Genomic DNA, 22712 nt, shown 5'->3' on the forward strand with positions numbered 1-22712 from the left:
CTTCCTGCGTCGTCGCTCTCATGACGGCTCCCTCCCCAGCAGCCGGCTCTCGTCCCACCAGGGCGGGGTCTCGTCGGCGACCGGGGTCAGCTCGACGAGGGTGATCTCGTGCCGGGTCAGGGTGAGGTCCAGCTCGGTGCGGCCCTCGCGCACGGGCAGCCGGCGGTGGCCGCGGGCGGGCTCGGCGGCCTCGTGCAGCACGTCCAGCTGCCCGGCGCTCGGCGAGCGCGGGCTGCCCATGTGCCGCCAGGCCGTCCGGGCGTTTCCGTGTTCCTCGTCGACGGTGGACCGGCGGACGAAGACCTCGCGCCCGCTCATCGGGAGGGACAGGCGCAGCTCGTGCCGTTCGGGGCCGGGGGTCTCGCCCGTGGGATCGACCCCGGCCCAGGCGAGGACCGTGACGCGGCCGTCGGGGTGGCGGCCGACGAGGTGGTCGTCGCCGCGGGCGAGCAGGTCGGGGCCCATTCGGGCCATGAACGCGTAGAGGTGGTAGGCCGGTTTGCGCACCTGGCGGTGGGTGAGCAGCCCGAAGCCGCCGTGGAAGAGGGCGGTGGGGACACCGGCCTCCTCGAACATGTCGCTGAACGTCCAGTAGGAGAACGAGTCGGCGAGCTCGCCGCCCCCGGCCAGCACGGGTGCCAGGTAGGCGGCGTGGAAGGCGGTGTCGTGGACGGGGTTGTCGGGACGGTAGGAGGAGTTGAACTCCGTGATGTGGACGGGCAGTCCGGCGAGGCGGGTGCCCTTGAGACGGTCGCGGGGCGCGGCGAACTGGTCGAGCAGGGCCGTCGCGGGGGCCAGGGTCTGGTGGACGCCGAACGGGACGTGCTGGGCGGGTCCTGACGTGTAGGCGTGCCGGGAGACGAAGTCGACCGGCACGTCGCGGTGTTCGGCGAACTCGGCGAACCGGTCCAGCCAGTCGTCGGCGCCGGGGGAGATCGCCGGGCCGCCGACCTGGAGGTCCGCGTCCACCTCCTTCACGGTGTGCGCGGTCACCTCGTAGAGCCGGTGGTAGGCCCGTTCGTCGGCGTCCTGCCAGAAGTCGGCGAGGTTGGGCTCGTTCCACACCTCGATCGGCCAGGTGCGCACCTCCTCGCGGCCGTAGCGGTCCACGAGGTGGCGCAGGGTCGCGCGGACCAGGTCGGCCCACTCCCGGTGCGAGCGGGGCGGGGTGACGTTGCCGCGCCACCAGAAGACCGTCCGGTCTCCGGAGGCCAGTTCCCCCGGCATGAAGCCCAGTTCGAGGAACGGCCGGATACCGAGGGCGAGGTACGCGTCGACGACCTGGTCGACGTAGGTGAAGCTGTGGTGGACGTGGCGGGTGCCCTCGTGGTGGTACGGGCGGTACACGCCCATGCCGTCGCTGAGCAGGCCGTGGCCGCGGATGTACCGGAAGCCGATGTCGCGCTGGAGGAGGGCGAGGGAGTCCTGGTAGTCGCGGCGCAGGGCGAGTTCGACGCGGCCCGTGCCGACGCAGTGGCGCCAGGCGCCGGAGAGCCGGCCGACCGGCCGCGCGGGGACGCGGATCACCCGTTCTCCTTCTCGAAGCGTGCGCGGGCCTCGTTGTGCAGGCCGACCAGCCGGTCCATGTTCTTGGCCTTCAACTCGGCGACGTAGGAGTCCCATGCGGACAGCGGGCGCTTGCCGAGGGCGAACTTGAGGGTGTTCTGGGTGACGTGGTCGCGCAGCGGGGTGTCCCAGAGCGAGGCCTGCTCCTGTTCCACGGACCGCAGCGGGTGGGCGGGACCGATGGGCAGTTGTTCGCGCCGGGCCATGGCGTCCTGGAACCTCTTCTCGTCCGGGCTGAACGAGGAGGACACGAGCGCCCAGCTGCCGCCGTAGGTGAAGACGCCGTTGAAGAAGCCGTAGTCCTTCTGGAGGTCCTTCGGGGCGTCCGGGTCGGAGCCCATCAGGCTGATGCCGGGCTTCAGTTCGTACCGGCCGCCGGAGTACGTGTACGTGGTGCCCTCTACGCCCCACTTGGCGAACTTCTGGCCCTCGTCCGAGTACCACAGCCAGTCCACGAACTGCATCATCGCGACGAAGCTGTCGCTCTTGAGCGCCTTGCTGGAGATCATGACGCCGTTCTCCAGCCGTGCTCCGCCCATCACCACCGGGCCGGCCGGGCCGAGCGGCACCGGCACCATCTCGATCTTCGAGCCCTTGACCTGTTTCTCCAGGTTGTAGCGGTAGTTCTGGACCAGCTCCTGCGGGTTGGCGCTGATCGCGAAGGACTTCTCGCCGAGCAGTTTCTGCACCGCGTCCTCGTCGGTCTGGGTGAAGCTCTCCGGGTCCATCAGCTTCTCGCCGACCAGTTTCCTCAGGTACTCGACCATCTGGCGGTAGCCGTCCGTGGCACCGGTGAAGACGAACGCGTCGGCCTTCGCGTCGTAGCTGATGTTGTCGTACGTCCATCCCGCCCTGACGCCGTACGCCTGCCCGAGGTAGCTCGTCAACGCGCCTGCCGGGAAGGGCGTGTTGGTGCTCCAGCGGTCCGAGAACGGATAGCGGTCGGGATACTCCGCCCGGAGCGCCCGGAAGACCTCGTACACCTCGTCCCAGGTGGTGGGCAGGCTCAGGCCGAGCCGGTCGAGGACGTCCGTGCGCAGCGACAGCGAGTAGCCGGACTTGACCTTCTCGTGCAGTCCGGGCAGGAGGTAGTACTTGCCGTCCGACTGGCGGATGGAGTCGAGTTCGGGCTCCAGCTTCCACTTGCGCACCTTGTCGCGGAAGTTGGGCATCAGGTGCACGTACTCGCTGACGGGCAGGATCGCGCCCGACGACACGAAGGCGACCTCCGAGGGGTGGTACGTCTTGGGGATCAGGAACGGGGCGTCGCCCGCGCCGATGAGGACGCTGCGCTTCTTCTCGTAGTCGCTCAGGGGGACCGCGATCGGCTTCAGGGTGACGCCGGTGCGCCTGGCCAGCTCCTTCCAGAACAGCCAGCCGTCCTTCATCGGATAGACCGGGTTGTTGTTGTGCAGGACCGGGAACGACAGCGGCTTCGACGCCTTGAACCGCTGGCCGACGCGGTACTCCTTCATCGCGCCGTTCTGCTTCTTGGAGAGGTCCTTGGAGTCCCCGCCGTCGTCGCCGCCGCATCCGGTGAGGGTGGCGAGGCCGACGAAGCCCGCCGCGGCAAGGATCTGACGTCGTGACAGCTGACCTGCGTTCTTCACGGACACTCCCTTGGTGGGGTCCGGCTCTCAGCCCTTGACCGCGCCGAGCATCACGCCGGAGACGAAGTAGCGCTGGACGAACGGGTACACGCAGAGGATGGGCAGCGCGGTGAGCGCGATCGTGACCGCCTGGATGTTCGCCCCGACCTGACTGAGCTGCTCGGTGCCGGCGCCGGCGTTGCCGCCCGTGGTGGCGCCCGCGATGAGGTTGCGCAGATAGACCGTGGCCGGCATGAGCTCGGTGCGGTCCATGTAGAGGTACGCCGAGAACCAGGAGTTCCAGAAGGACACCGAGTAGAAGAGCACCATCGTGGCGATGACCGCCTTGGACAGCGGCAGCACGATCCTGAGCAGGATGCCGTAGGTGCTCAGGCCGTCGATCTCGGCGGCCTCCTCCAGCTCGGTGGGCAGGCTTTCGAAGAAGGCCTTCATCACCAGCAGGTTGAAGACGCTGATCGCGTTGGGCAGGGCGATCGCCCAGACGCTGTTCTTCAGGCCGAGGCCGGTGACGAGGACGTAGTGGGGGATCAGGCCGCCGGAGAAGAACATGGTGAAGACGGCCACCCCGACCAGGACACCGCGGCCTCTGAGGTCCTTCTTCGACAGCACATAGGCGTAGCAGGTCGTCAGCACCATGGCGACGACGGTCGAGACGACCGTGTAGAACACGGTGTTGCCGTAGTTGCGCCAGAACATCGCGTCGTGGAAGACGATCCGGTAGGTGGTGAGGTTGAACCCCTTGGGCCACAGAGTGACCTCTCCGGCGCGGATCTGGCGTTCGCCGCTGAAGGACCGGGCGACGATGGTGAGGAACGGGTAGAGGGTCACCGCCACGACGGCGGTGAGGACGATCCCGTTGACGCCCTGGAAGACGCGCTGGCCCGGGGTGGGCCGGGCGGCGCTCACCACAGGCTCGTCCCCACCGTGCGGCGCGACAGCTGGTTCGCGGTGGTGATCAGCACCAGCCCGATGACCGCCTCGAACAGGCCGATCGCCGCGGCGTAGCTGAAGCTGTTGGACTCGACGCCGGCCCGGTAGAGATAGGTGGAGACCACGTCGGCCGTCGGATAGGTCAGCGGGTTGTAGAGCAGCAGGATCTTCTCGAAGCCGACCGCCATGAACGTGCCGATGTTGAGGATCAGCAGCGTGATCATCGTGGGGCGGATGCCGGGCAGGGTGACGTGCCAGGTCTGCTGCCACCGGTTCGCGCCGTCGATGCGGGCGGCCTCGTAGAGGTCCTCGTCGATCGTGGTGAGCGCGGCGAGGTAGAGGATCGTGCCCCAGCCGGCGGTCTGCCAGATCTCCGAGCCGACGTAGACCGTGCGGAACCACCCGGGTTCCTGGACGAACCGGATCGGGTCGTGACCGAACCAGCCGAGCACCTGGTTGACGGGCCCGTCCACGGCCAGCATCTGCAGCGTGATGCCGGCCACGATCACGACCGACAGGAAGTGCGGCAGATACGACACCGACTGCACGAACCGTTTCAGCGAGCGTCTGCGCACCTCGTTGAGCAGCAGCGCCAGCACGATCGGGACCGGGAAGCAGAAGACGAGCGTGAGCGCGCCCAGCCACAGGGTGTTGCGGAACACCTGCCAGAAGGTGGGGTCGGACAGGAACATCCGCACATAGCGCAGCCCCACCCACTGCTCGCCCAGGATCGAGCCACCCGGTTCGAACCGGCGGAAGGCGATGACGTTGCCGATCATCGGCAGGTAGCGGAAGACCAGGAAGAACAGCAGGGGCAGCACGGCCAGCGAGTACAGCTGCCAGTCCCGGCGCAGCGCCCTGCGCAGACCTCGGCGGGAGGCCGGGGGCGCGGGGCGCACAGGGGGCTCCGGTGGATCCTGGGTGCCGGGCGGAGAGGCCGACGTGGTGGAGGTGCTCATTGCTCGGTCCTCCCGTGACGGAGAAGTGGAACCGAAACTTTCGAGCGCTTACCGGTAACTTCGCGGCAACTTAAGGGCACCGAGAAAGCGCTGTCAATGGGTACTGCAGCGAACGGTTGAGGCAGAGGTGCGGCGTTGGAACACCCTGCGCGCGGGGTACACCCCCGAGGTCGGTGTCGCCGACTTCGCAAGTTTCCTTGTCTCCGCCGATTCCTTCGAGGTGTCCCGTGCCCGCGTTCGACCTCTCCTTCACCGAGCTGGAGCGCTACCGTCCGGCCCTCGAAGAACCCGCGGACTTCGACGAGTTCTGGCAGGAAACCCTCGAGGAGGCCGCCGCCCAGGGGGATCCCGTGGTGTCGGCGCGTCCGGTGGAGACCGGCCTACGGCTGACCGAGACCTGGGACGTGACCTTCCGCGGCTTCGCCGGGGACCCGGTACGGGCCTGGTTCAGCAGACCGGCGGGGACGTCCGAGCCCCTGCCCGCCGTCGTCGAGTACGCGGGCTACGGCCGTGGCCGCGGCCTCCCGCACGAGCGGCTCACCTGGGTGAACGCCGGATACGCGCACCTGTTGATGGACAACCGGGGCCAGGGCGACCAGTACGGCTGCGGCGGCGACACACCCGACCCGCACGCCACCGCGCCGGGCGGGCCGGGCCCGGCGGTCCGCGGCCTGCTCGCCCCCCGGGACCACCACTACCGCCGCCTGATCACCGACGCGGTCCGCGCGGTGGCCGCCGTGCGCACCCTGCCCGGGGTGGACGCCGCGCGGACCGTCGCCGCCGGCAACAGCCAGGGCGGCGGCCTCGCCCTGGCCGTCGCGGGCCTGGTCCCCGGCCTGGCCGCCGTCCTGGTCACCGCCCCGCTGCTGTGCGGGATCCGCCGCGCCCTGGACCTCACCGACGCGGGCCCCTACGGCGAGATCGCCGCGTATCTCTCCGTCCGCCGCGGCGCCGAGCGGGCCGCGTACCGCACCCTCTCCTACCTGGAGGGCGTCTCCTTCGCCCGCCGCGCCGACGCCCCCGCCCACTTCGGCACCGGGCTGCGCGACACCGTGTGCCCGCCGAGCGGGGCGTACGCGGCCTTCAACCGGTACGGCGAGTCGGCCGGCGTGGACCCCCGCAAGGAGATCCACGCCTACCCGTTCAACGGGCACGAGGGCGGCGACGCGGTGCATGTGCGCCGCCAACTCGACTGGCTGACGGAGGTGTTGGCGGTCAGCCGGTCGCGAGGGTGAACACGCGCAGATCCGTCTCGGCGGGCAGCCGCACCCTCGCGATCGTCCTGCCGTCCGGTGCCGTGAACGGCGCGGTGGCGAACACGTAGGTCGCCACCGGGTCCTGGTCCGCCCCGGCCACGTTCCGGTACGCGCTCCGGGCGACGACCACGTTGCCGTACTGGACCGTGCCGCCGCCCCCGCCGACCGTCCAGTCGGTGAAGGCGAGGTCGACCGTGCCGGTGGTGCCGTCGGTGTAGGTGACGGTGGCCGTGCTCCGCCGGTTGCCGTTGACGGCACTGCCGACGAACGACACCTTCCGGGCGGGAGCGGCGAGTTCGACGGTCTGACCGGCGGCCGAGATGTTGTCGGGCCGGCCGCTCGGCGAGTCGGGCCAGGTGAAGGCCAGCCCGTCCACCGTCCCCCGCCCGCCCGGGGTGAGCCCGGCGGCCGCGAGGGCCTGGCGGGAGTAGCTCCAGCCGCCGCCGTCGTAGTCGGCCTCGTCGTGGTCGCCCTCGTCGTCCGAGACACCGGTGTTGTCGTAGGCGGCGAGGAGGGTGCCGGGGGCGGCCACGGTCAGGGCGACGGGCTGTGCGTACGAGGTGGCGCCCGAGGTCACCGTGACCTTCACGTCGTAGAAGCCCTGGTCCGTTCCCTGCGCGGAGCCGAGGGTGATCTCCTGCGCGCCGCCGGCGACCGTGCCCTCGGTGGGGGTCGCCGTGATCCCGGCGGGCGTCTCCACCCGGAAGCGGACCTCGGGCCCCGTGCCGCCGCTCAGCGCCAGGGCCCGGATGCCCACCTTCGTGCTCCCGCCCGGCGCGAGCGTCGCCGTGGTCGGGCCGACACCGATCTGGTACGGCTGCTCGCCTGTCCGGAAGGAGGGCGGGGCGTCCAACGGGTCGCTCCCCCAGGCCCTGTCCGGCGTGCCGGAGAGCGTGTAGTCGAGCCTGCCGCCGTCGCGCACGAACGACGCCTGGAGCCAGGGACGGTCACTGGTGCGGCCGTCGACCTTCAGGGAGCGGATGTACGGCGCGCCGGCGCGGGCGCCCCGGGCGCGGACGGAGATGTCCCCGCCGTGCGGCCGGTCGATCTCGATGCGCGGGAACAGCGGTGAGGCCAGGACGAGTTCGGCGCGGGAGGGCACCTGCGGGTACATCCCGAGCGCGGAGAAGACGTACCAGGCCGACATCGCGCCGAGGTCGTCGTTGCCGGGGATGCCGCCGGGCTGCGCCGACCACAGCCGGCTCATCGCGGCCCGGACCGTCTCCTGCGTCCTGTAGGGCGCGCCCGCGTAGTCGTACAGGTAGGGGACGTTGATCGACGGCTCGTTGTCCAGCTCGGACTTGTCGCCGCCGCTGCCGGTGAACGCCCAGTCGCCGTCGGCGTCGTGGAAGAACGCGTCGAGGCGGGCGAGTGCCTGCTCCCTGCCGCCCATCGCGGCGAACAGGCCGGCGGGGTTGTGCTGCACCATCCAGGTGTACTGGGCTGCCGTCCCCTCGACGAAGCCGTTGCCGGTGGCCGGGGTGAAGCCGGTGACCCAGCTGCCGTCGGCCTTGCGGTTGGCGATGTACCCGCCGGCGGGATCGGCGGCGATGTCGAAGTTGTTCTGCCACCACTGGGACCGCCGGGCGAAGTCGGCGGCGGTCCCGCTCTCCCCGGCCGCCGCGGCCAGTTGGGACAGGGCGAAGTCGGCGCCGGACATCTCCAGCGTCTCGGCCGCCCCGCCCCAGGCGTTGGAGACCGACGGCATGTAGTGCAGCTTCAAGTACTTGTCGAGGGAGGGACGCTGGCCGACGGACAGCACGGGCTTGCCCGCCGGCGACAGGTCCCGCGGGGTCGGCACGGTCGCCGCCTTCACCAGCGAGGCCAGTGCGCCGCGCAGGTCGAAATCGGTGCCGCCGAAGGCACGGATGCCGGCCAGGGCGGCCGGTGAGGGATCGCCGTTCATGACATGGGTGCCGCTCGCGCCGTGCAGCCATCGGTCCCAGAGGCCGCCGTTCTGCCGGGCGTGCTCGCACAGGGACTGGGCGACGTCCGAGCCCGTGCGCGGGTCGAGCAGGGTCAGCAGCTGCACCTGGTCCCGGTAGACGTCCCAGCCGGAGAAGGTGCCGTACTGGGCCCGGTGGCCGTGGCTCACGGTGTGCGCCCTGCCGTCGCCGCCGCGGTACCGGCGGTCGGCGTCGCTGATCACGTTCGGGTGCAGGAGCGCGTGGTACAGGGCGGTGTAGAAGGTGGTGCGCTCGTCGTCCGTGCCGCCGCCGACCCGGACCGCGTCCAGGCGGTCGCGCCAGGCCCGGCGGGCCGCGTCCTTCACCGCGTCGAAGGAGCGGTGCGGGGGGTTCTCCGCGGCCAGGTTGGCGGCGGCGCCCGCCTGACTCACGTACGAGATGCCGACCTTGGCGTTCACCGGGCCCCGGCCCGGCTCGAACTCGACATAACCGCCCGCCCCCTTGCCCGCGACGGGCCGCCCGCCGGCGGAGAAGCCGCCGGTGCCGCCGCTCGCCGAGGTCGACCCCGGGGTGAGTCTGCCGTCCTGCCAGGTGCCGGTGGCCTTGAAGGCGCGGTCGAAGCGGGCGGTGAAGTGGAGGGTGTAGTAGGCGCGCCGGCCCTCGGGGTCGAGGTGGCCGCAGAAGTTGCCGGAGGTGACCGAGCCGGAGACGGTGCGGGTCGCCGGGTCGATGGTGACCGTCGAATCCGTCGATCCCACCTCGGAGTTGGCGGTGCGGATCAGCAGGGAGGCGGGCCTGCCGTCCGGGTAGGTGAAGCGGGCCGAGCCGGTGCGGGTGGTGGCCGTGAGGTCGGCGGTGACTCCGGAGGCGAGACCGACCTTGTAGTGGCCGGGTTCCGCCGTCTCGTCGGCGTGGCTGAAGCCGGAGGCGTAGACGGCGTCCCCGGTGTCGCTCGCGGGCGACGTGGTGACCTCGCCCGGGTACGGGAAGAACGGGATGTCACCGCTGCCGCCCGCGCAGCCCGTACCGGACATGTGGGTGAGGCTGAAGCCGCGGATGCGGGGGGCGTCGTACTGGTAGCCGCCGGGTGCGGCGGTCCTGGTGGCGTCGCCCCGGGTGTTCTCCGGGCTGAAGGAGAACATGCCGAAGGGGGTCACGGCGCCCGGGAAGACGTTGCCGCCGTTCCTGGTGCCGATGAGCGGATCGACGTGGGCGGTGGGGTCCTGGACGAGAGCGGGCGGGGCGGCGGACGCCGCCGGGGCGGGGGTGGCGCCGGTGACCGTGAGAGCTGCGGCCAGCAGCAGGGACGTGAGCCCCGGCGCGAGCCGGGACCTGGGACGGAATCGCATGACGCGGCCCCTCCTCCTTCGGACGGGTCGCGCACCACGGGTCGCACAAGCCGCAGGGACAGTAGCGTGCGCCACCGGTACCACGGAAGAGTGCGGGCCGGTTTCACGACGCGCTTGACATCGTTGTCGGATCAGGCGCTAAAGTCATGTCCAGACCAATTCGATAATGTTGTCGCGCATCCAGCGTCGCCCAAGCCACGCATCACCCGGACGGCACGACCTCCCCCGCGGCCCGTCCGGCTCGCGGACCCGGTGGACCGCCGTCCACCGGGTCCGCCCGGAGCGGCCGAGCGCTCCGGTCAGCCGACCCGGCAGGGCAGGGTCGTCGCGGTGTCGCCGCCGGTGCCCGAGACGACGTATCCGAACGTCGTGCTCCGACCCGGACTCAGGGAGCCGTTCCAGTCGGCGTTGTGGACCATCACCGCCTGACCGTTGTACGTGGCGTTGCCGCTCCACAGACTGACCACCGACTGACCGCTCGGCAGGGTCCAGTCGACCATCCAGCCGAGCATCGGCACGTCACCGGAGTTGGTGACGGTCACCTCGGACTGGTAGCCGCCGTTCCAGCTGCCGGTGGTCCTGCGGGTGGCGGTGCAGGTTCCCGGCACGGGCTCGGTCGGGTTGCCCGGCTCGTGGATGCCGGTCACCTCGCCGTTGCCGCCGTCGAAGACGACGTCGGAGCAGGAGTAGAAGGTCTCCTGGCTGTCGGAGCGCTGCCAGACCATGTAGATGATGTGGCGGCCCGACTTGCCGGACGGAAGCTGCCCGGTCCAGGAGTAGTTGGCCTCGACCGTGCCCGGGGAGCCGTTGAGCGGCGGGTGGTCGACGGAGAGGAAGGGCTGGGACTCCATGTCGTCCCAGGTGAGCGTCTTCGTCGGGTCGAAGCCGTCCTTGGTGACGTAGACGTAGAACCAACCCGGGTGCGCGGCCCAGGCGTTGTAGGAGAAGTCGACGGTCGCGCCGGAGGTGAGGTGGGTGAGCGGCCAGTCGTTGCGGGGGGCGTTGAAGCCGGTGAAGTTGGTGTTGCCGCCGCTGCACAGCTCGCCGTCCGGGACGAAGCCGCGGGTGCGGCCGGCGCCGTCGGAGCGCAGCACCGAGAACCAGTTGTAGAACGGCGTGGTGCCGCTCACCTGCTGCGCGTTCTTGCAGGCCGGGTTGACCGGTTTGATCTCACCGGTGTCGGTAAGGGCGTCCTGCCAGCACAGGAAGGTGCGGCTGCCGGGCTTCATGGGGGTGCCGTGGGCCTCGGCCCGGCCGCCGGTCGAGACGATCAGACCGAGGGCGGGGACGGTGGCCAGCAGGGCCAGGAGGACGAGGAGAAGGGCTCGGGGGCGTGATCCGGGACGCGACTTTGTCGTGATCATGACAGAGAACATGGCGGAGTCCGTCCTTCCGTGTACGGACCGTGCACGTGGAGTGGGTGGTGCGGGTGCGGATGCGGATGCGCGTACGGGAGGCGGGAGCGGCTCCGGATCGGCTCCGGCGGGTTCCGGTCCGTCGGGGCCGCGATATGGGAGCGCTCCCACCTCACCTGTGGCGGAAGGTAGCGCCGTACGGCCCACTTGTAAACGGTCTCGTACGGCGTACTTGGCGACGTGCCGGGGTCACCGCAGCGACGCCCGCGCACTCCAGGTCGGTGTGTCCGCTCCGAGGTCGCCGGTCAGGGGGAGTTCGACCGTGAACTCGGTGCGGCCGGGCGCGCTGCGGACGTCGATGCGGCCGCCGTGGGCCGCGGTGATCGCGGCGACGATGGCGAGGCCCAGGCCGGAGCCGGTCCCGGCGCCGGTGGTGGCGCGGGCGCGGGAGGCGTCGGCCCGGGTGAAGCGTTCGAAGACGGTGGGGAGCAGGTCGGGCGGGATGCCGGGGCCGTCGTCGCGGACGCGGATCGTGCCCAGCCCGTCCTTGGCCTCCACCGTCGCCACGACCCGGGTGCCCGACGGTGTGTGCACGCGGGCGTTGGCCAGCAGATTGGCCACGACCTGGTGCAGGCGGGCCTCGTCGCCGACGACCAGGGGGGACGCGTCGAGGCGGAGTTCCAGCTGCCAGTCGTGGTCGCCGCCCGCGGCCCGCGCGTCCCAGACGGCCTCGGCGACCAGCGCGGCCAGGTCCACCTCGGCGGACTGCAGCGGCCGGCCCTCGTCCAGCCGGGCCAGCAGGAGGAGATCCTCGACGAGGCCCGTCATCCGTGCCGACTCGGCCGTCACCCGGCGCCACGCCAGGCCCGGTTCGATGCGGTCGGTGCCGCGGTTCATCAGCTCCGCGTAACCGGCGATCGAGGCCAGCGGGGTGCGCAGTTCGTGGCTGGCGTCGGCGAGGAAGCGGCGCATGCGTTCCTCGCTGCGGCGTACCCGCTCCTCGCTGCGCTGCCGTTCGGCGAGCGAGGACTCCACATGGTCGATCATGCGGTTGAGGGCGGCGCCGACCTGGCCGGCCTCGCTGCCGGGGTCGGTGTCGCGTTCGGGGACCCGGGTGAGGCCGGTGACCTCGCCCCGGCACAGCGGCGCGTGGGAGACCTCGACGGCGGTGGCGGCGACCCGTCCGAGGGGGCGCAGCTGCCGTCGGATGACCACCGCGCAGACGCAGCCCGCCACCGTCAGGCCCAGCGCCGCGACGACGGCCTCGACGACCACCAGACCGCTGATCATGTCCTGGACGTCGTCCATCGGCAGGCCGGTGAGGACCCGGACGCCGTCGCCGTCGAGGGCGGCGATGCGGTAGGTGCCGAGGCCGGGGACCGTCCTGGTGTGGAAGGAGCCGTCGGTCCCGATGCCGGACAGCGCCGCGGTCTGGGCCCCGCTCAGGCTCTGCGGCGGCGCGTCCTGGCCGACCGTCGCCGCCGCGAGGACGGTGCCGTCGGCGTCGAGGCGGGCGGCGAGCATGCCGGCCGGGTGGCCGCTCTCGTTGAGGAAGGTCAGGTCCCGGGTGAGGTCCGGGTGGAGCGAGGCCCCGCCCAGGCTGCGCTCGGCCGCGTCGGTGACCCGGTCGTCCAGGTTGCCCAGCAGGTAGGCGCGCTGGACGAAGACGGTGGTGAGGGCCATCGCGGCACAGACGGCGACCAGGACGGCGGTGATGAAGAGGAGCAGGCGGGTGCGCAGGGAACGGCCCGGGAAACGGACCGCCCGCGGGGAACGGCCCCGCAGGCGGATGCTCATCTCCCGTCCTCCACCGGCCTGATGGCGTACCCCAGCCCGCGCACGGTGTGGATCATCGGCGCGCGCCCCCGGTCGAGCTTGCGGCGCAGGCTGGAAATGTACACCTCGACGAGGTTGCCGCCGCCGTCGAAGGAGGTGCTCCAGACGCGGTCCAGGATCTGCGCCTTGCTCAGCACCTGGCGGGGGTGCTCCATCAGCAGGCTGAGCAGGTCGAACTCCTTGGCGGTGAGGGCGATCCGGGCGCCGTCGCGGTGCGCCTCGCGGGACTCGGCGGACACCATGAGGTCACCGAGGACGCGGACGGAGTCGTCGGCACGGGTGCCGTCGGCGCCGGAGCGGCGCAGCAGTCCGCGCAGCCGCAGGACGACCTCTTCCAGGGAGAACGGTTTCGTGACGTAGTCGTCGGCGCCGTTCTCCAGCCCGTCGATACGGTGCTCCAGGGCGTCGCGGGCGGTGAGCATGAGGACGGGCAGCTCGGGGTTCTCGTAGCGCAGGCGGCGCAGGACCTGGATGCCGTCCAGGTCGGGCAGCATGCCGTCCAGGACGACGGCGTGCGGGGCCCAGCGACGGGCCTCGCGCAGCGCGCTGTGCCCGTCGGCCGCCGACCAGGCGCGCCACCCCGCCTCCGTGACGGCCACGGACAGCACTTCGGTGAGCGCGGGTTCGTCATCGACGATCAGGACGCGGACCCGTCCGCTTCGGGTACCGGAGATGCCAGCCATGTCCCGATCGTGTCCCGGTCGGCTGGGGGAATCCTGTGTTCAGCCTGGGTGTCGGCGATGACCGGGGGCGGACAGGGCGAAGGGCCGCATCCCCGTCACCGGGGATGCGGCCCTGAACCGCCCTGCCGTACCGCTTACTTGCGGATCAGGCTGCGCAGCACGTACTGCATGATGCCGCCGTTGCGGTAGTAGTCCGCCTCACCGGGGGTGTCGATGCGGACGACCGCGTCGAACTCGACACCGGTGTCGGTGGTGACCTTGACCGTGCGCGGGGTGGTGCCGTTGTTGAGCTCCTCGACGCCGGTGAAGGAGAAGGTCTCCTCGCCGGTCAGACCGAGGGAGCCGGCGGAGGTGCCCTCCGGGAACTGCAGCGGCAGGACGCCCATGCCGATCAGGTTCGAGCGGTGGATGCGCTCGTACGACTCGGCGATGACGGCCTTGACGCCGAGCAGCGCGGTGCCCTTGGCGGCCCAGTCGCGGGACGAACCGGAGCCGTACTCCTTGCCGGCCAGGACGACCAGCGGGATGCCCTGCTCGATGTAGTTGCGGGAGGCGTCGTAGATGAACGCCACCGGGCCGCCGTCCTGCGTGAAGTCGCGGGTGTAGCCGCCCTCGGTGCCCGGCGCGATCTGGTTGCGCAGGCGGATGTTGGCGAACGTGCCGCGGATCATGACCTCGTGGTTGCCTCGGCGGGAGCCGTAGGAGTTGAAGTCACGACGCTCCACACCGTGCTCGGTGAGGTACTTGCCGGCCGGGGTGTCGGCCTTGATGGCGCCGGCCGGGGAGATGTGGTCGGTGGTGACCGAGTCGCCCAGCTTGGCCAGGACGCGGGCGCCGGTGATGTCGGAGACCGGCTCCGGGTCCATGCCCATGCCCTCGAAGTACGGGGGCTTGCGGACGTAGGTGGACTCCGGGTCCCACTCGAAGGTGTTGCCGGTCGGGATCGGCAGCGCCTGCCACTGGGCGTCGCCGGCGAAGACGTCGGCGTAGGACTTGTTGAACATGTCCTCGCCGATGGCGCTCGCCACGACCTCGTTGACCTCGGCCTCGGAGGGCCAGATGTCCTTGAGGAAGACCGGGTTGCCGTCCTGGTCGGTGCCCAGGGCCTCCTTGGTGATGTCCACCTTCATGGAGCCCGCGAGGGCGTACGCGACGACCAGCGGCGGGGAGGCCAGGTAGTTCATCTTGACGTCGGGGTTGATCCGGCCCTCGAAGTTCCGGTTGCCGGAGAGGACCGAGGTGACCGCGAGGTCGTGGTCGTTGACCGCCTTGGAGACCTCCTCCGGCAGCGGGCCGGAGTTGCCGATGCAGGTGGTGCAGCCGTAGCCGACGAGGTTGAAGCCGACCTTGTCGAGGTACGGGGTCAGGCCCGCCTTGTCGAAGTAGTCGGTGACGACCTTGGAGCCCGGGGCGAGGGTGGTCTTGACCCACGGCTTGCGGGTCAGACCCTTCTCCACGGCCTTCTTCGCGACGAGCGCGGCGGCGACCATGACGTACGGGTTGGAGGTGTTGGTGCAGGAGGTGATGGCCGCGACCGTCACCGCGCCGTGGTCCAGCTCGTAGGTGGTGCCGTCGGGGGCGGTGACCGGGACCGGGTTCGACGGGGCGCCGTTCGGGTGGACGGCCGGGGCGTCGGAGGCCGGGAAGGACTCCTGGCCGGCCTCGTCCACGCTGTCCACGTAGTTGCGGACGTCCTGCTTGAACTGCTCGGCCGCGTTGGCGAGGACGATGCGGTCCTGCGGGCGCTTCGGGCCGGCGATGGACGGGACGACCGTGGCCAGGTCCAGTTCGAGCTTCTCGGAGAAGTCCGGCTCGGCCTTCGGGTCCAGCCAGAGGCCCTGCTCCTTGGCGTACGCCTCGACGAGCGCGACCTGCTGCTCGGAACGGCCGGTGAGCTTGAGGTAGTTCAGGGTCTCGTCGTCGATCGGGAAGATCGCGGCGGTGGAGCCGAACTCCGGCGACATGTTGCCGATGGTGGCGCGGTTCGCGAGGGAGGTCGCGGCGACGCCCTCACCGTAGAACTCGACGAACTTGCCGACCACACCGTGCTTGCGGAGCATCTCGGTGATGGTGAGGACCAGGTCGGTGGCGGTGGTGCCGGCGGGGAGCTCCCCGGTCAGCTTGAAGCCGACCACGCGCGGGATGAGCATGGAGACCGGCTGGCCGAGCATCGCGGCCTCGGCCTCGATGCCGCCGACGCCCCAGCCCAGCACACCGAGGCCGTTGACCATGGTGGTGTGCGAGTCGGTGCCGACGAGGGTGTCGGGGTAGGCCTGGCCGCCGCGGACCATGACCGTGCGGGCCAGGTGCTCGATGTTCACCTGGTGGACGATGCCGGTGCCCGGCGGGACGACCTTGAAGTCGTCGAACGCGGTCTGGCCCCAGCGCAGGAACTGGTAGCGCTCGCGGTTGCGGCCGTACTCCAGCTCGACGTTCTGCGCGAAGGCCTCGTGGGTGCCGAACTTGTCGGCGATGACGGAGTGGTCGATGACCAGCTCGGCCGGGGAGAGCGGGTTGACCTTCGCGGGGTCGCCGCCGAGCTCCTTGACGGCCTCACGCATGGTGGCGAGGTCCACGACGCAGGGCACGCCGGTGAAGTCCTGCATGATCACGCGGGCCGGCGTGAACTGGATCTCCTGGGAGGGCTGGGCCTGGGAGTCCCAGTTGCCGAGGGCGCGGATGTGGTCGGCGGTGATGTTCGCGCCGTCCTCCGTGCGGAGCAGGTTCTCCAGCAGGACCTTGAGGCTGTAGGGGAGTCGGGCCGAGCCCTCCACCTTGTCCAGGCGGAAGATCTCGTACGACTCGTCGCCCACCTGCAGCGTGCTGCGGGCGTCGAAGCTGTTCGCCGACACGACGGTCTCCTTCATTGATGTGCGCGTTACCACCGCATCCTGCCGCCACGCCGGCTTGGCCGGTCCGCTAAGGTAAGGCTAAGTTAGGTCACCCTTACTGGAGTGGCGGCCGCGGTGCGCCTCGGCAGATATCTCGATGTCGAGATAACTCTAGTACATGGGGGCTGGATGGTCATGCCCGGGCTCGCTGGCGGACCTCGGGCGGGAGCGGGATCCGGCGGAAGCCGGGCCCCGCGCAGGGACGGCCCGGCCATGGAGCGGCCGGGCCGGGGTAGACGACAGCGGAAGGCAAGGACAGGAAGGGCGACGACAGAAGGAGGTCACATGCCCCTCACCTTCCGCAAGAGCTTCCGCATCCTCCCGGGGGTGCGCCTGAACATCAACCGGCGTTCCTGGTCGATCACCACGGGTGGCGGCCGGCACGGTCCGCGGCACACCCACAGCAGCACCGGACGGCGTACGACATCGATGGATTTGCCCGGACCTTTCGGATGGCGTCGAACCCGGACGGCCAAGCGCCGTTGACGAGATGTCACCCGAACGGACCCCACCGAGAGGTGCCATCTCATATCTGAGATAACCTCAGCCTCATGGCAGACGACTACCTCGTACGCATCGGCAAGCTCATCCGTGACGCCCGGCAGCACCGGGGCTGGACACAGTCACAGCTGGCCGAGGCGCTCAACACCAGTCAGAGCGCCGTCAATCGCATCGAGCGCGGCAACCAGAACATCAGCCTTGAGATGATCGCTCGGATCGGTGAGGCGCTGGACAGCGAGATCGTCTCGTTGGGCTACGCGGGACCGATGCATCTGCGTGTCGTGGGGGGCCGTCGGCTGTCCGGCGCCATCGACGTGAAGACCAGCAAGAACGCGTGCGTGGCCCTGCTGTGCGCCTCCCTGCTCAACCGGGGGCGCACAGTGCTGCGCCGGGTCGCCCGGATCGAGGAGGTCTACCGTCTGCTCGAGGTGCTGAACTCCATCGGGGTCCGCACCCGTTGGATCAACGGCGGGGTCGACCTGGAGATCGTGCCGCCGGCCGAGCTGGACATGGCGGCGATCGACGCCGAGGCCGCCGTGCGCACACGGTCCATCATCATGTTCCTCGGACCGCTGCTGCACAGGGTGAACGCCTTCAAGCTGCCCTACGCCGGCGGCTGCGACCTGGGCACGCGGACGATCGAACCGCACATGATCGCGCTGCGCCGGTTCGGGCTGGACATCGCGGCGACGGAGGGCCAGTACCACGCGGTCGTGGACCCCGCCGTGCGTCCGGACCGCCCCATCGTGCTGACCGAGCGCGGGGACACCGTCACCGAGAACGCGCTGCTGGCCGCCGCCCGCCACGACGGCGTGACCGTCATCCGCAACGCCTCCTCCAACTACATGGTCCAGGACCTGTGCTTCTTCCTGGAGGCCCTCGGGGTGCGGGTCGAGGGCATCGGCACCACCACGCTCACCGTGCACGGGGTGCCGGACATCGACGCGGACGTCGACTACTCCCCCTCCGAGGACCCGGTCGAGGCGATGAGCCTGGTGGCCGCCGCGGTGGTGACGGAGTCGGAGCTGACGGTGCGTCGGGTCCCCATCGAGTTCCTGGAGATCGAGCTCGCGGTCCTGGAGGAGATGGGCCTCGACCACGACCGCACGCCCGAGTACCACGCCGACAACGGCCGCACCCGGCTGGTGGACCTCACCGTCCGGCCCTCCAAGCTGGAGGCGCCGATCGACAAGATCCACCCGATGCCGTTCCCCGGCCTGAACATCGACAACGTCCCGTTCTTCGCGGCCATCGCCGCCGTCGCGTCGGGCAAGACCCTCATCCACGACTGGGTCTACGACAACCGCGCGATCTACCTCACCGACCTCAACCGCCTCGGCGGCCGCCTCCAGCTCCTCGACCCGCACCGGGTTCTGGTGGAGGGCCCCACCCGCTGGCGCGCCGCCGAGATGATGTGCCCGCCGGCCCTGCGCCCGGCCGTGGTCGTCCTGCTGGCGATGATGGCGGCGGAGGGCACGTCCGTGCTGCGCAACGTGTATGTCATCAACCGGGGTTACGAGGATCTCGCGGAGCGGCTGAACTCGATCGGGGCGCAGATCGAGATCTTCCGGGACATCTGACCCGCCCTGCCGCAGGACATCCGGCCGGCCCGTTCCGTTCCGCGGGTCGTCCGGCCGGCACACCCGCGGGTCGTCCGGCCGGCACACCCGAGGGACCTCTCATCGGCCCGCCTCCGGTGTCTCTCCCACGGCGCCGCACGGTGCGTCCGGCCGGGGTGGGGCCGGCGGCCGCCTTCCGATCCATGGTCGCTGTCCGGTCACGGAAGGCGGCCGCCGTCTGGGGGCCGTCGTCACGACGGCGGTTCGGACGGGCCGCGGGCCGCCTGGAGGTCGGCGAGCAGTTCGGCCTGGCCGGTCAGGACGCCGGACAGGATCGTGCGGGCGACCCGCAGGAGTTCGGCGACGTGCGGGCTGGTCAGGGAGTAGTAGACGGTGGAGCCCTCCCTGCGGGTCACGACCAGGTTCGCCCGGCGCAGGACCGCCAGCTGCTGGGAGAGGTGCGCGGGCTCGATGCCCACCTCGGGCAGCATCTCCGCGACCGCGTGCTCGCGCTCGCTCAGCAGCTCCAGGACCCGGATGCGGGCCGGATGCCCGAGCGTCTTGAAGAACTCGGCCTTCAACTGGTACAGCGGCGTACTCACCGGCCCGCCTCCTCCCCGCGACAACAGCACGGTATCCACCCACTCGTCCTGCACATGCGGCCCGTCCTCACCCGCGCGACCGGCTGCGCCGGATCCGTGCCGGGACGCCGGGCCACCGGTTCCCGTGCGATGACCTCTGGAATTGCCAACGTTAGCAATTACTCAGACCCGCCTGTCCTGCCGCCCGAGGGGCGGGTCCGTCCGCCGGCCAGCCCGTGGTGCGCCACTCCTGGCGCTCCTCGCCCCGTTCCGCCCGCCGCCCGCTCCGGTGTGCGGCGAGCGCCGCCGCCCGGTCGACGTGGACCGGGACGGGCGGTCCGTCACCGGCCGGGACGAGCGAGCCGTCGGCGGGGATCGCGGCCAGTTCCAGGGCGCGGCCCGCCTCGGCGAGGCGGCGGGCGGCGTCGGCGATGGCCAGCTGCCCCTCCGCCGACCAGCCGCGCAGCTCGGTGAGGTCGACGACGACCGGACCGGTGCCGCGGGTCAGGGCCCAGCCGACGGCTCCGCCGAAGCGGCGCACGGCCTCGGGGCCGAGGTGTCCGGCGACGGAGAGGACGCCGAGACCGTCGTGGACGGTGTAGCGCCAGTCGATGGTCATACGGGGGCACTTCCTTGCCTGGGTCGGGTGGTGGACGTCGGTGCTGCGGCCGGAGCGCGAGTCAGAGGGGGAGGGAGATCCAGATGCTCTTGCCCCGGCCGTCGGCGTCTCCTCGGACCACCGCGGTGCCGCCCAGGGTGACGACGAGTTCCATGACGGTGCCCAGTCCGCCCGCGCCGGATCCGCCGACCGCCCCGTACAGCGAGGGCTGGTAGGGGTGACGGTCGTGCACGGCGAAGGCCAGGCAGTCGGCACCGGCCGCGTAGACCACGGTGAGTTGGGGGGAGAGCGCGGCGGCGTGCCGGACACTGTTGGTCACCAGTTCGCTGAGGATCAGCAGCGCCGGGTCCACCGTGGGGTGGCGCAGGCCGATGCCCCACTCGACCAGTGCCTGTTCGGCCGTCTGTCGCGCCAGGCGGACGGCGGACGGTTCACTGGGCACGGTGAGCACGTGCCGGTGGGGCAGCGTCTCGAGACCGGCGGTCATCGGTTCTCCCTCCGTGAGCCGGCCCCGTGCAGGGCCGTGGGGGACGCGTCGTCGGGCAGGCGGTCGGGGGACGCGGTGGACTTCGCGGCGGTCGGGACCGTCGTCCGCCGGTGGGCCGCGGGCGACAGGACCCCGGAGCGTTCCAGGTGGTCGCGGGCGGCTCGGATGGCCTCCGGCGTGGTGGCGTACTCCCGCCCGTCGTGTTCGAGGAGGTCCAGGGCGCCGACGGAGTCCAGGACCTGCCGCTGGCCGGCGCGTATGCCGGAGGCCAGGACGAGGATGCCGCGCCGGCGCAGCTTCTGGACCGCGTCCTTCAGGACGAGCGCGCCGGTGGCGTCCATCGTCGACACCCGCGACATGCGCAGGATGACCACCCGGACGTCCGCGACCTCGGTCAGCTCCAGCAGGAAGCGGTGCGCGGCCGCGAAGAACAGCGGTCCGTCGATGCGGTACGCCACGATGTGCTCGGCGAGCAGGGCGTGTTCCTCGGCGCTGTGGTCGCCGCGGTCCAGCGGGACCTGGTCGAAGCGGGCCTGCATGGCCACCGCCCGCAGGGCCAGGAATCCGGCCACCGCCAGGCCGATCATCACGGCGTAGACCAGGTCCAGGGCGAGGGTGGCGACCGCGGTGAGGACGAGGACCACCGCGTCGGATCGGGTGGCCCTGGCCATGGCCCGCAGGGAGCCGACCTCGACCATGCGGATCGCGGTGGCCAGCAGGACGCCGGCCAGGGCCGCGAGGGGGATCCTGGACACCAGGGGTGCGGCCGCGAAGACGATGACGGCGAGGATCGCGGCGTGGGTGAGGGCGGCCAGGCGGGAGGACGCCCCCGTACGGACGTTGACGGCGGTGCGCGCGATCGCGCCGGTCGCGGGGACGCCGCCGAACAGCGGGGCGGCGATGTTGGCCAGGCCCTGCCCGAACAGCTCCCGGTCGGGGTCGTGCCGCTGGCCGACGGTCATGCCGTCGGCGACGGACGCCGACAGCAGGGACTCCAGGGCGGCGAGGGCGGCGACCGCGACGGCGGGGGTGAGCAGCGAGCCGAGGGCTCCCGGGTCGAGGAAGGAGAAGGACGGGACGGGCAGCCCGGAGGGCAGGGCGCCGATCGGCTTCGCAGCGTCCAGGCCCGCCGCCTGTGCCACCACGGTCGCGGCGATGACCGCGACGATGGAGAAGGGGATGGTCGGCCGCCACCTGGCGCCGACGAGCATCACCACGGCGACGGCCACCGCGAAGCCCACCGCCGTCCAGTTGGGAGCCTCCGCGAAGCGCGCGACGGCCCGCCAGGTGACCACCAGGACACGGTCGCCCTCCGGCTTGGGCACCCCGAGCGCGTTCGGGATCTGCTGCAGCCCGATCACGCAGGCGATGCCGAGGGTGAAGCCCTCGACCACGGGAGCGGGCACGTACTGCATGTACTTGCCGGCCCGCAGCGCGGCCAGCGCCACGAGCATCACGCCCGCCATCAGTCCGACGGTGAGCACCCCGGTCGGCCCGTACGCGCCGACGATCGGCACGAGGACGACCGTCATCGCGCCGGTCGGCCCGGACACCTGGAGATTCGATCCGCCGAAGACCGCGGCCAGCGCGCCCGCGACGACGGCGGTGGCCAGGCCCGCCTCGGCGCCCAGCCCCGAGGAGACCCCGAAGCCGAGTGCGAGCGGCAGCGCGACGATCGCCACGGTCAGACCCGCGAGCAGATCCCGTCGTGGGTCGCGCCGCAGGTCGGCCAGATCGGCGCGGCCCGGCAGGAGAGAGGTGATCCGGGCCAGGGCCCGGCTGATCCCCGAGGTCATCGCGCGACGCCCTCTGCTTCCCGCGGCCCGGCCGGCGGCTCGCCCTGCCGCTCGCGGAAGAACGCGGCCTCGGCCTGGTACGTCGGAACCGACACGACTCCTCGACTTCCCTGGAACCGCACCCCGCGCGGTTGCGCGGGGGCGCTGCGCCGGCGCCGGTCGCTGCGGGCGCAACAAACAAAGCATCTAACCAATTGCTAAATTTTGCAATTCATCATCCCGGCGATCCGTTCGCGGTCCGTCGCGGTCCACCGCGAACGGCGTCGCCGGGCACAGTCGGCGCGCCCTGCGTCAGGGCAGGGCGCGGGGCCGCGCCCGCGGCTACCTACGGGCACAGCGATCACAGCATCTAACCAATTGCGAAAATCGGCAACTCAGCAGCGGGCCGACGCCCTGAAAACCCGCCCGTGGGGCAGGTCAGGCCTTCTTGACCACGCTCGACTTCAGCTGCATGGCGCCGAAGCCGTCGATCCGGCAGTCGATGTCGTGGCCGTCGACCCCGTCGACGAGCCGGATGCCCCGCACCTTCGTCCCGGCCTTGATGCCGGAGGGGCTGCCCTTGACCTTGAGGGCCTTGACGACGACCACGGCGTCACCGTCCTGAAGCACGTTGCCGACGGCGTCCCGGACGACGCGCCCGGCGGGGCCGACGGCGTCCCCGGCGCCCTCGGCGGGCATCCACTCGTGGCCGCACTCCGGGCACACCACCAGGGCGTTCATCTCGTAGGTGTACTCGCACGAGCACTGGGGGCAGGGAGGAGGATTCTCGATCATTCCGCCAGCGTATCCGGCCGGCTCCCCGCCCCGGCCCGGCGCGGAGGGCACCG

General features: G+C 71.2%; 17 protein-coding genes. 3 read left to right on the forward strand and 14 right to left on the reverse strand.

The window, feature by feature from the left end; translation table 11 throughout:
* Window positions 1–18 precede the first annotated feature (18 nt).
* The 4 genes from ACFY2L_RS37925 to ACFY2L_RS37940 are packed head-to-tail and all read right to left on the reverse strand — an operon-like array spanning window position 19 to window position 5065.
* On the reverse strand, window positions 19–1527 hold the full coding sequence (locus tag ACFY2L_RS37925; protein ID WP_390661992.1) for a xylan 1,4-beta-xylosidase: 1509 nt from the start codon (window positions 1525–1527) through the stop codon (window positions 19–21).
* Window positions 1524–3176, reverse strand: a complete 1653-nt coding sequence (locus tag ACFY2L_RS37930) for an extracellular solute-binding protein (protein WP_390824608.1) — start codon at window positions 3174–3176, stop codon at window positions 1524–1526. The genes ACFY2L_RS37925 and ACFY2L_RS37930 overlap by 4 nt, the downstream gene beginning before the upstream one ends.
* A gap of 27 nt (window positions 3177–3203) precedes the next feature.
* Window positions 3204–4085, reverse strand: a complete 882-nt coding sequence (locus ACFY2L_RS37935; RefSeq protein ID WP_390824609.1) for a carbohydrate ABC transporter permease — start codon at window positions 4083–4085, stop codon at window positions 3204–3206.
* The gene (locus ACFY2L_RS37940) at window positions 4079–5065 is read right to left on the reverse strand and encodes an ABC transporter permease (protein WP_390824610.1); all 987 of its coding nucleotides are present in this window, start codon (window positions 5063–5065) and stop codon (window positions 4079–4081) included. The genes ACFY2L_RS37935 and ACFY2L_RS37940 overlap by 7 nt, the downstream gene beginning before the upstream one ends.
* Before the next feature lie 227 nt (window positions 5066–5292).
* On the opposite strand from ACFY2L_RS37940, the gene ACFY2L_RS37945 reads away from it, so the two are divergent.
* Window positions 5293–6300, forward strand: coding sequence for an acetylxylan esterase (locus tag ACFY2L_RS37945; protein ID WP_390661988.1), 1008 nt, complete (start codon window positions 5293–5295; stop codon window positions 6298–6300).
* Here ACFY2L_RS37945 and ACFY2L_RS37950 read toward each other — a convergent pair.
* From ACFY2L_RS37950 to acnA, 5 genes are all read right to left on the reverse strand, one after another.
* On the reverse strand, window positions 6281–9577 hold the full coding sequence (locus ACFY2L_RS37950) for a GH92 family glycosyl hydrolase (RefSeq protein ID WP_390824611.1): 3297 nt from the start codon (window positions 9575–9577) through the stop codon (window positions 6281–6283). The two genes, ACFY2L_RS37945 and ACFY2L_RS37950, sit on opposite strands and share 20 nt — an antisense overlap.
* Before the next feature lie 299 nt (window positions 9578–9876).
* Entirely contained in the window at window positions 9877–10941 is a 1065-nt protein-coding gene (locus ACFY2L_RS37955; protein ID WP_390824612.1) for a lytic polysaccharide monooxygenase, read from the reverse strand.
* A gap of 240 nt (window positions 10942–11181) precedes the next feature.
* Entirely contained in the window at window positions 11182–12729 is a 1548-nt protein-coding gene (locus ACFY2L_RS37960) for an ATP-binding protein (protein WP_390661980.1), read from the reverse strand.
* On the reverse strand, window positions 12726–13451 hold the full coding sequence (locus tag ACFY2L_RS37965; RefSeq protein ID WP_390661979.1) for a response regulator transcription factor: 726 nt from the start codon (window positions 13449–13451) through the stop codon (window positions 12726–12728). The genes ACFY2L_RS37960 and ACFY2L_RS37965 overlap by 4 nt, the downstream gene beginning before the upstream one ends.
* Window positions 13452–13585: 134 nt before the next feature.
* A complete protein-coding gene (gene acnA, locus ACFY2L_RS37970) occupies window positions 13586–16303 on the reverse strand; it encodes an aconitate hydratase AcnA (RefSeq protein ID WP_390824613.1) in 2718 nt (905 codons plus the stop codon).
* A gap of 324 nt (window positions 16304–16627) precedes the next feature.
* Between acnA and ACFY2L_RS37975 the strand changes: the two genes are divergently transcribed.
* Window positions 16628–16828, forward strand: coding sequence for a DUF4236 domain-containing protein (locus ACFY2L_RS37975; RefSeq protein WP_390661977.1), 201 nt, complete (start codon window positions 16628–16630; stop codon window positions 16826–16828).
* 65 nt (window positions 16829–16893) lie between these two features.
* On the forward strand, window positions 16894–18423 hold the full coding sequence (locus ACFY2L_RS37980) for a helix-turn-helix domain-containing protein (RefSeq protein ID WP_390661976.1): 1530 nt from the start codon (window positions 16894–16896) through the stop codon (window positions 18421–18423).
* A 230-nt stretch (window positions 18424–18653) separates the two neighbouring features.
* On the opposite strand, the gene ACFY2L_RS37985 is transcribed toward ACFY2L_RS37980, so the two are convergent.
* The 5 genes from ACFY2L_RS37985 to ACFY2L_RS38005 form a co-directional block, all read right to left on the reverse strand.
* The gene (locus ACFY2L_RS37985; protein WP_390662451.1) at window positions 18654–19004 is read right to left on the reverse strand and encodes an ArsR/SmtB family transcription factor; all 351 of its coding nucleotides are present in this window, start codon (window positions 19002–19004) and stop codon (window positions 18654–18656) included.
* Window positions 19005–19155: 151 nt separating this feature from the next.
* Window positions 19156–19602 carry an anti-sigma factor antagonist gene (locus ACFY2L_RS37990; RefSeq protein WP_390824614.1) on the reverse strand — a complete coding sequence of 149 codons (447 nt, stop codon included), beginning with the start codon at window positions 19600–19602 and terminating at the stop codon, window positions 19156–19158.
* Between the two features lie 61 nt (window positions 19603–19663).
* Window positions 19664–20089: an ATP-binding protein gene (locus ACFY2L_RS37995; RefSeq protein WP_390662453.1), complete on the reverse strand. Its 426-nt coding sequence runs from the start codon at window positions 20087–20089 to the stop codon at window positions 19664–19666.
* A complete protein-coding gene (locus ACFY2L_RS38000) occupies window positions 20086–21885 on the reverse strand; it encodes a SulP family inorganic anion transporter (protein WP_390662454.1) in 1800 nt (599 codons plus the stop codon). Before ACFY2L_RS38000 ends, ACFY2L_RS37995 begins: the two co-directional genes overlap by 4 nt.
* Before the next feature lie 417 nt (window positions 21886–22302).
* Window positions 22303–22659 (reverse strand): zinc ribbon domain-containing protein YjdM, encoded by a 357-nt coding sequence (locus ACFY2L_RS38005; RefSeq protein WP_390662455.1) that lies wholly within the window; start codon window positions 22657–22659, stop codon window positions 22303–22305.
* Between the last annotated feature and the right edge of the window lie 53 nt (window positions 22660–22712).

The organism is Streptomyces sp. NPDC001381, from assembly GCF_042895685.1.
GTDB lineage: Bacteria > Actinomycetota > Actinomycetes > Streptomycetales > Streptomycetaceae > Streptomyces.

What these genes read in the sequence shown, in the direction of transcription:
- ACFY2L_RS37940 (WP_390824610.1), bottom strand. Translation starts at nt 5,065, where the DNA reads ATGAGCACCTCCACCACGTCGGCCTCTCCGCCCGGCACCCAGGATCCA.
- ACFY2L_RS37950 (WP_390824611.1), bottom strand. Translation starts at nt 9,577, where the DNA reads ATGCGATTCCGTCCCAGGTCCCGGCTCGCGCCGGGGCTCACGTCCCTG.
- ACFY2L_RS37955 (WP_390824612.1), bottom strand. Translation starts at nt 10,941, where the DNA reads ATGATCACGACAAAGTCGCGTCCCGGATCACGCCCCCGAGCCCTTCTC.
- ACFY2L_RS37960 (WP_390661980.1), bottom strand. Translation starts at nt 12,729, where the DNA reads ATGAGCATCCGCCTGCGGGGCCGTTCCCCGCGGGCGGTCCGTTTCCCG.
- ACFY2L_RS37965 (WP_390661979.1), bottom strand. Translation starts at nt 13,451, where the DNA reads ATGGCTGGCATCTCCGGTACCCGAAGCGGACGGGTCCGCGTCCTGATC.
- ACFY2L_RS37975 (WP_390661977.1), top strand. Translation starts at nt 16,628, where the DNA reads ATGCCCCTCACCTTCCGCAAGAGCTTCCGCATCCTCCCGGGGGTGCGC.
- ACFY2L_RS37980 (WP_390661976.1), top strand. Translation starts at nt 16,894, where the DNA reads ATGGCAGACGACTACCTCGTACGCATCGGCAAGCTCATCCGTGACGCC.
- ACFY2L_RS37990 (WP_390824614.1), bottom strand. Translation starts at nt 19,602, where the DNA reads ATGACCATCGACTGGCGCTACACCGTCCACGACGGTCTCGGCGTCCTC.
- ACFY2L_RS37995 (WP_390662453.1), bottom strand. Translation starts at nt 20,089, where the DNA reads ATGACCGCCGGTCTCGAGACGCTGCCCCACCGGCACGTGCTCACCGTG.
- ACFY2L_RS38000 (WP_390662454.1), bottom strand. Translation starts at nt 21,885, where the DNA reads ATGACCTCGGGGATCAGCCGGGCCCTGGCCCGGATCACCTCTCTCCTG.
- ACFY2L_RS38005 (WP_390662455.1), bottom strand. Translation starts at nt 22,659, where the DNA reads ATGATCGAGAATCCTCCTCCCTGCCCCCAGTGCTCGTGCGAGTACACC.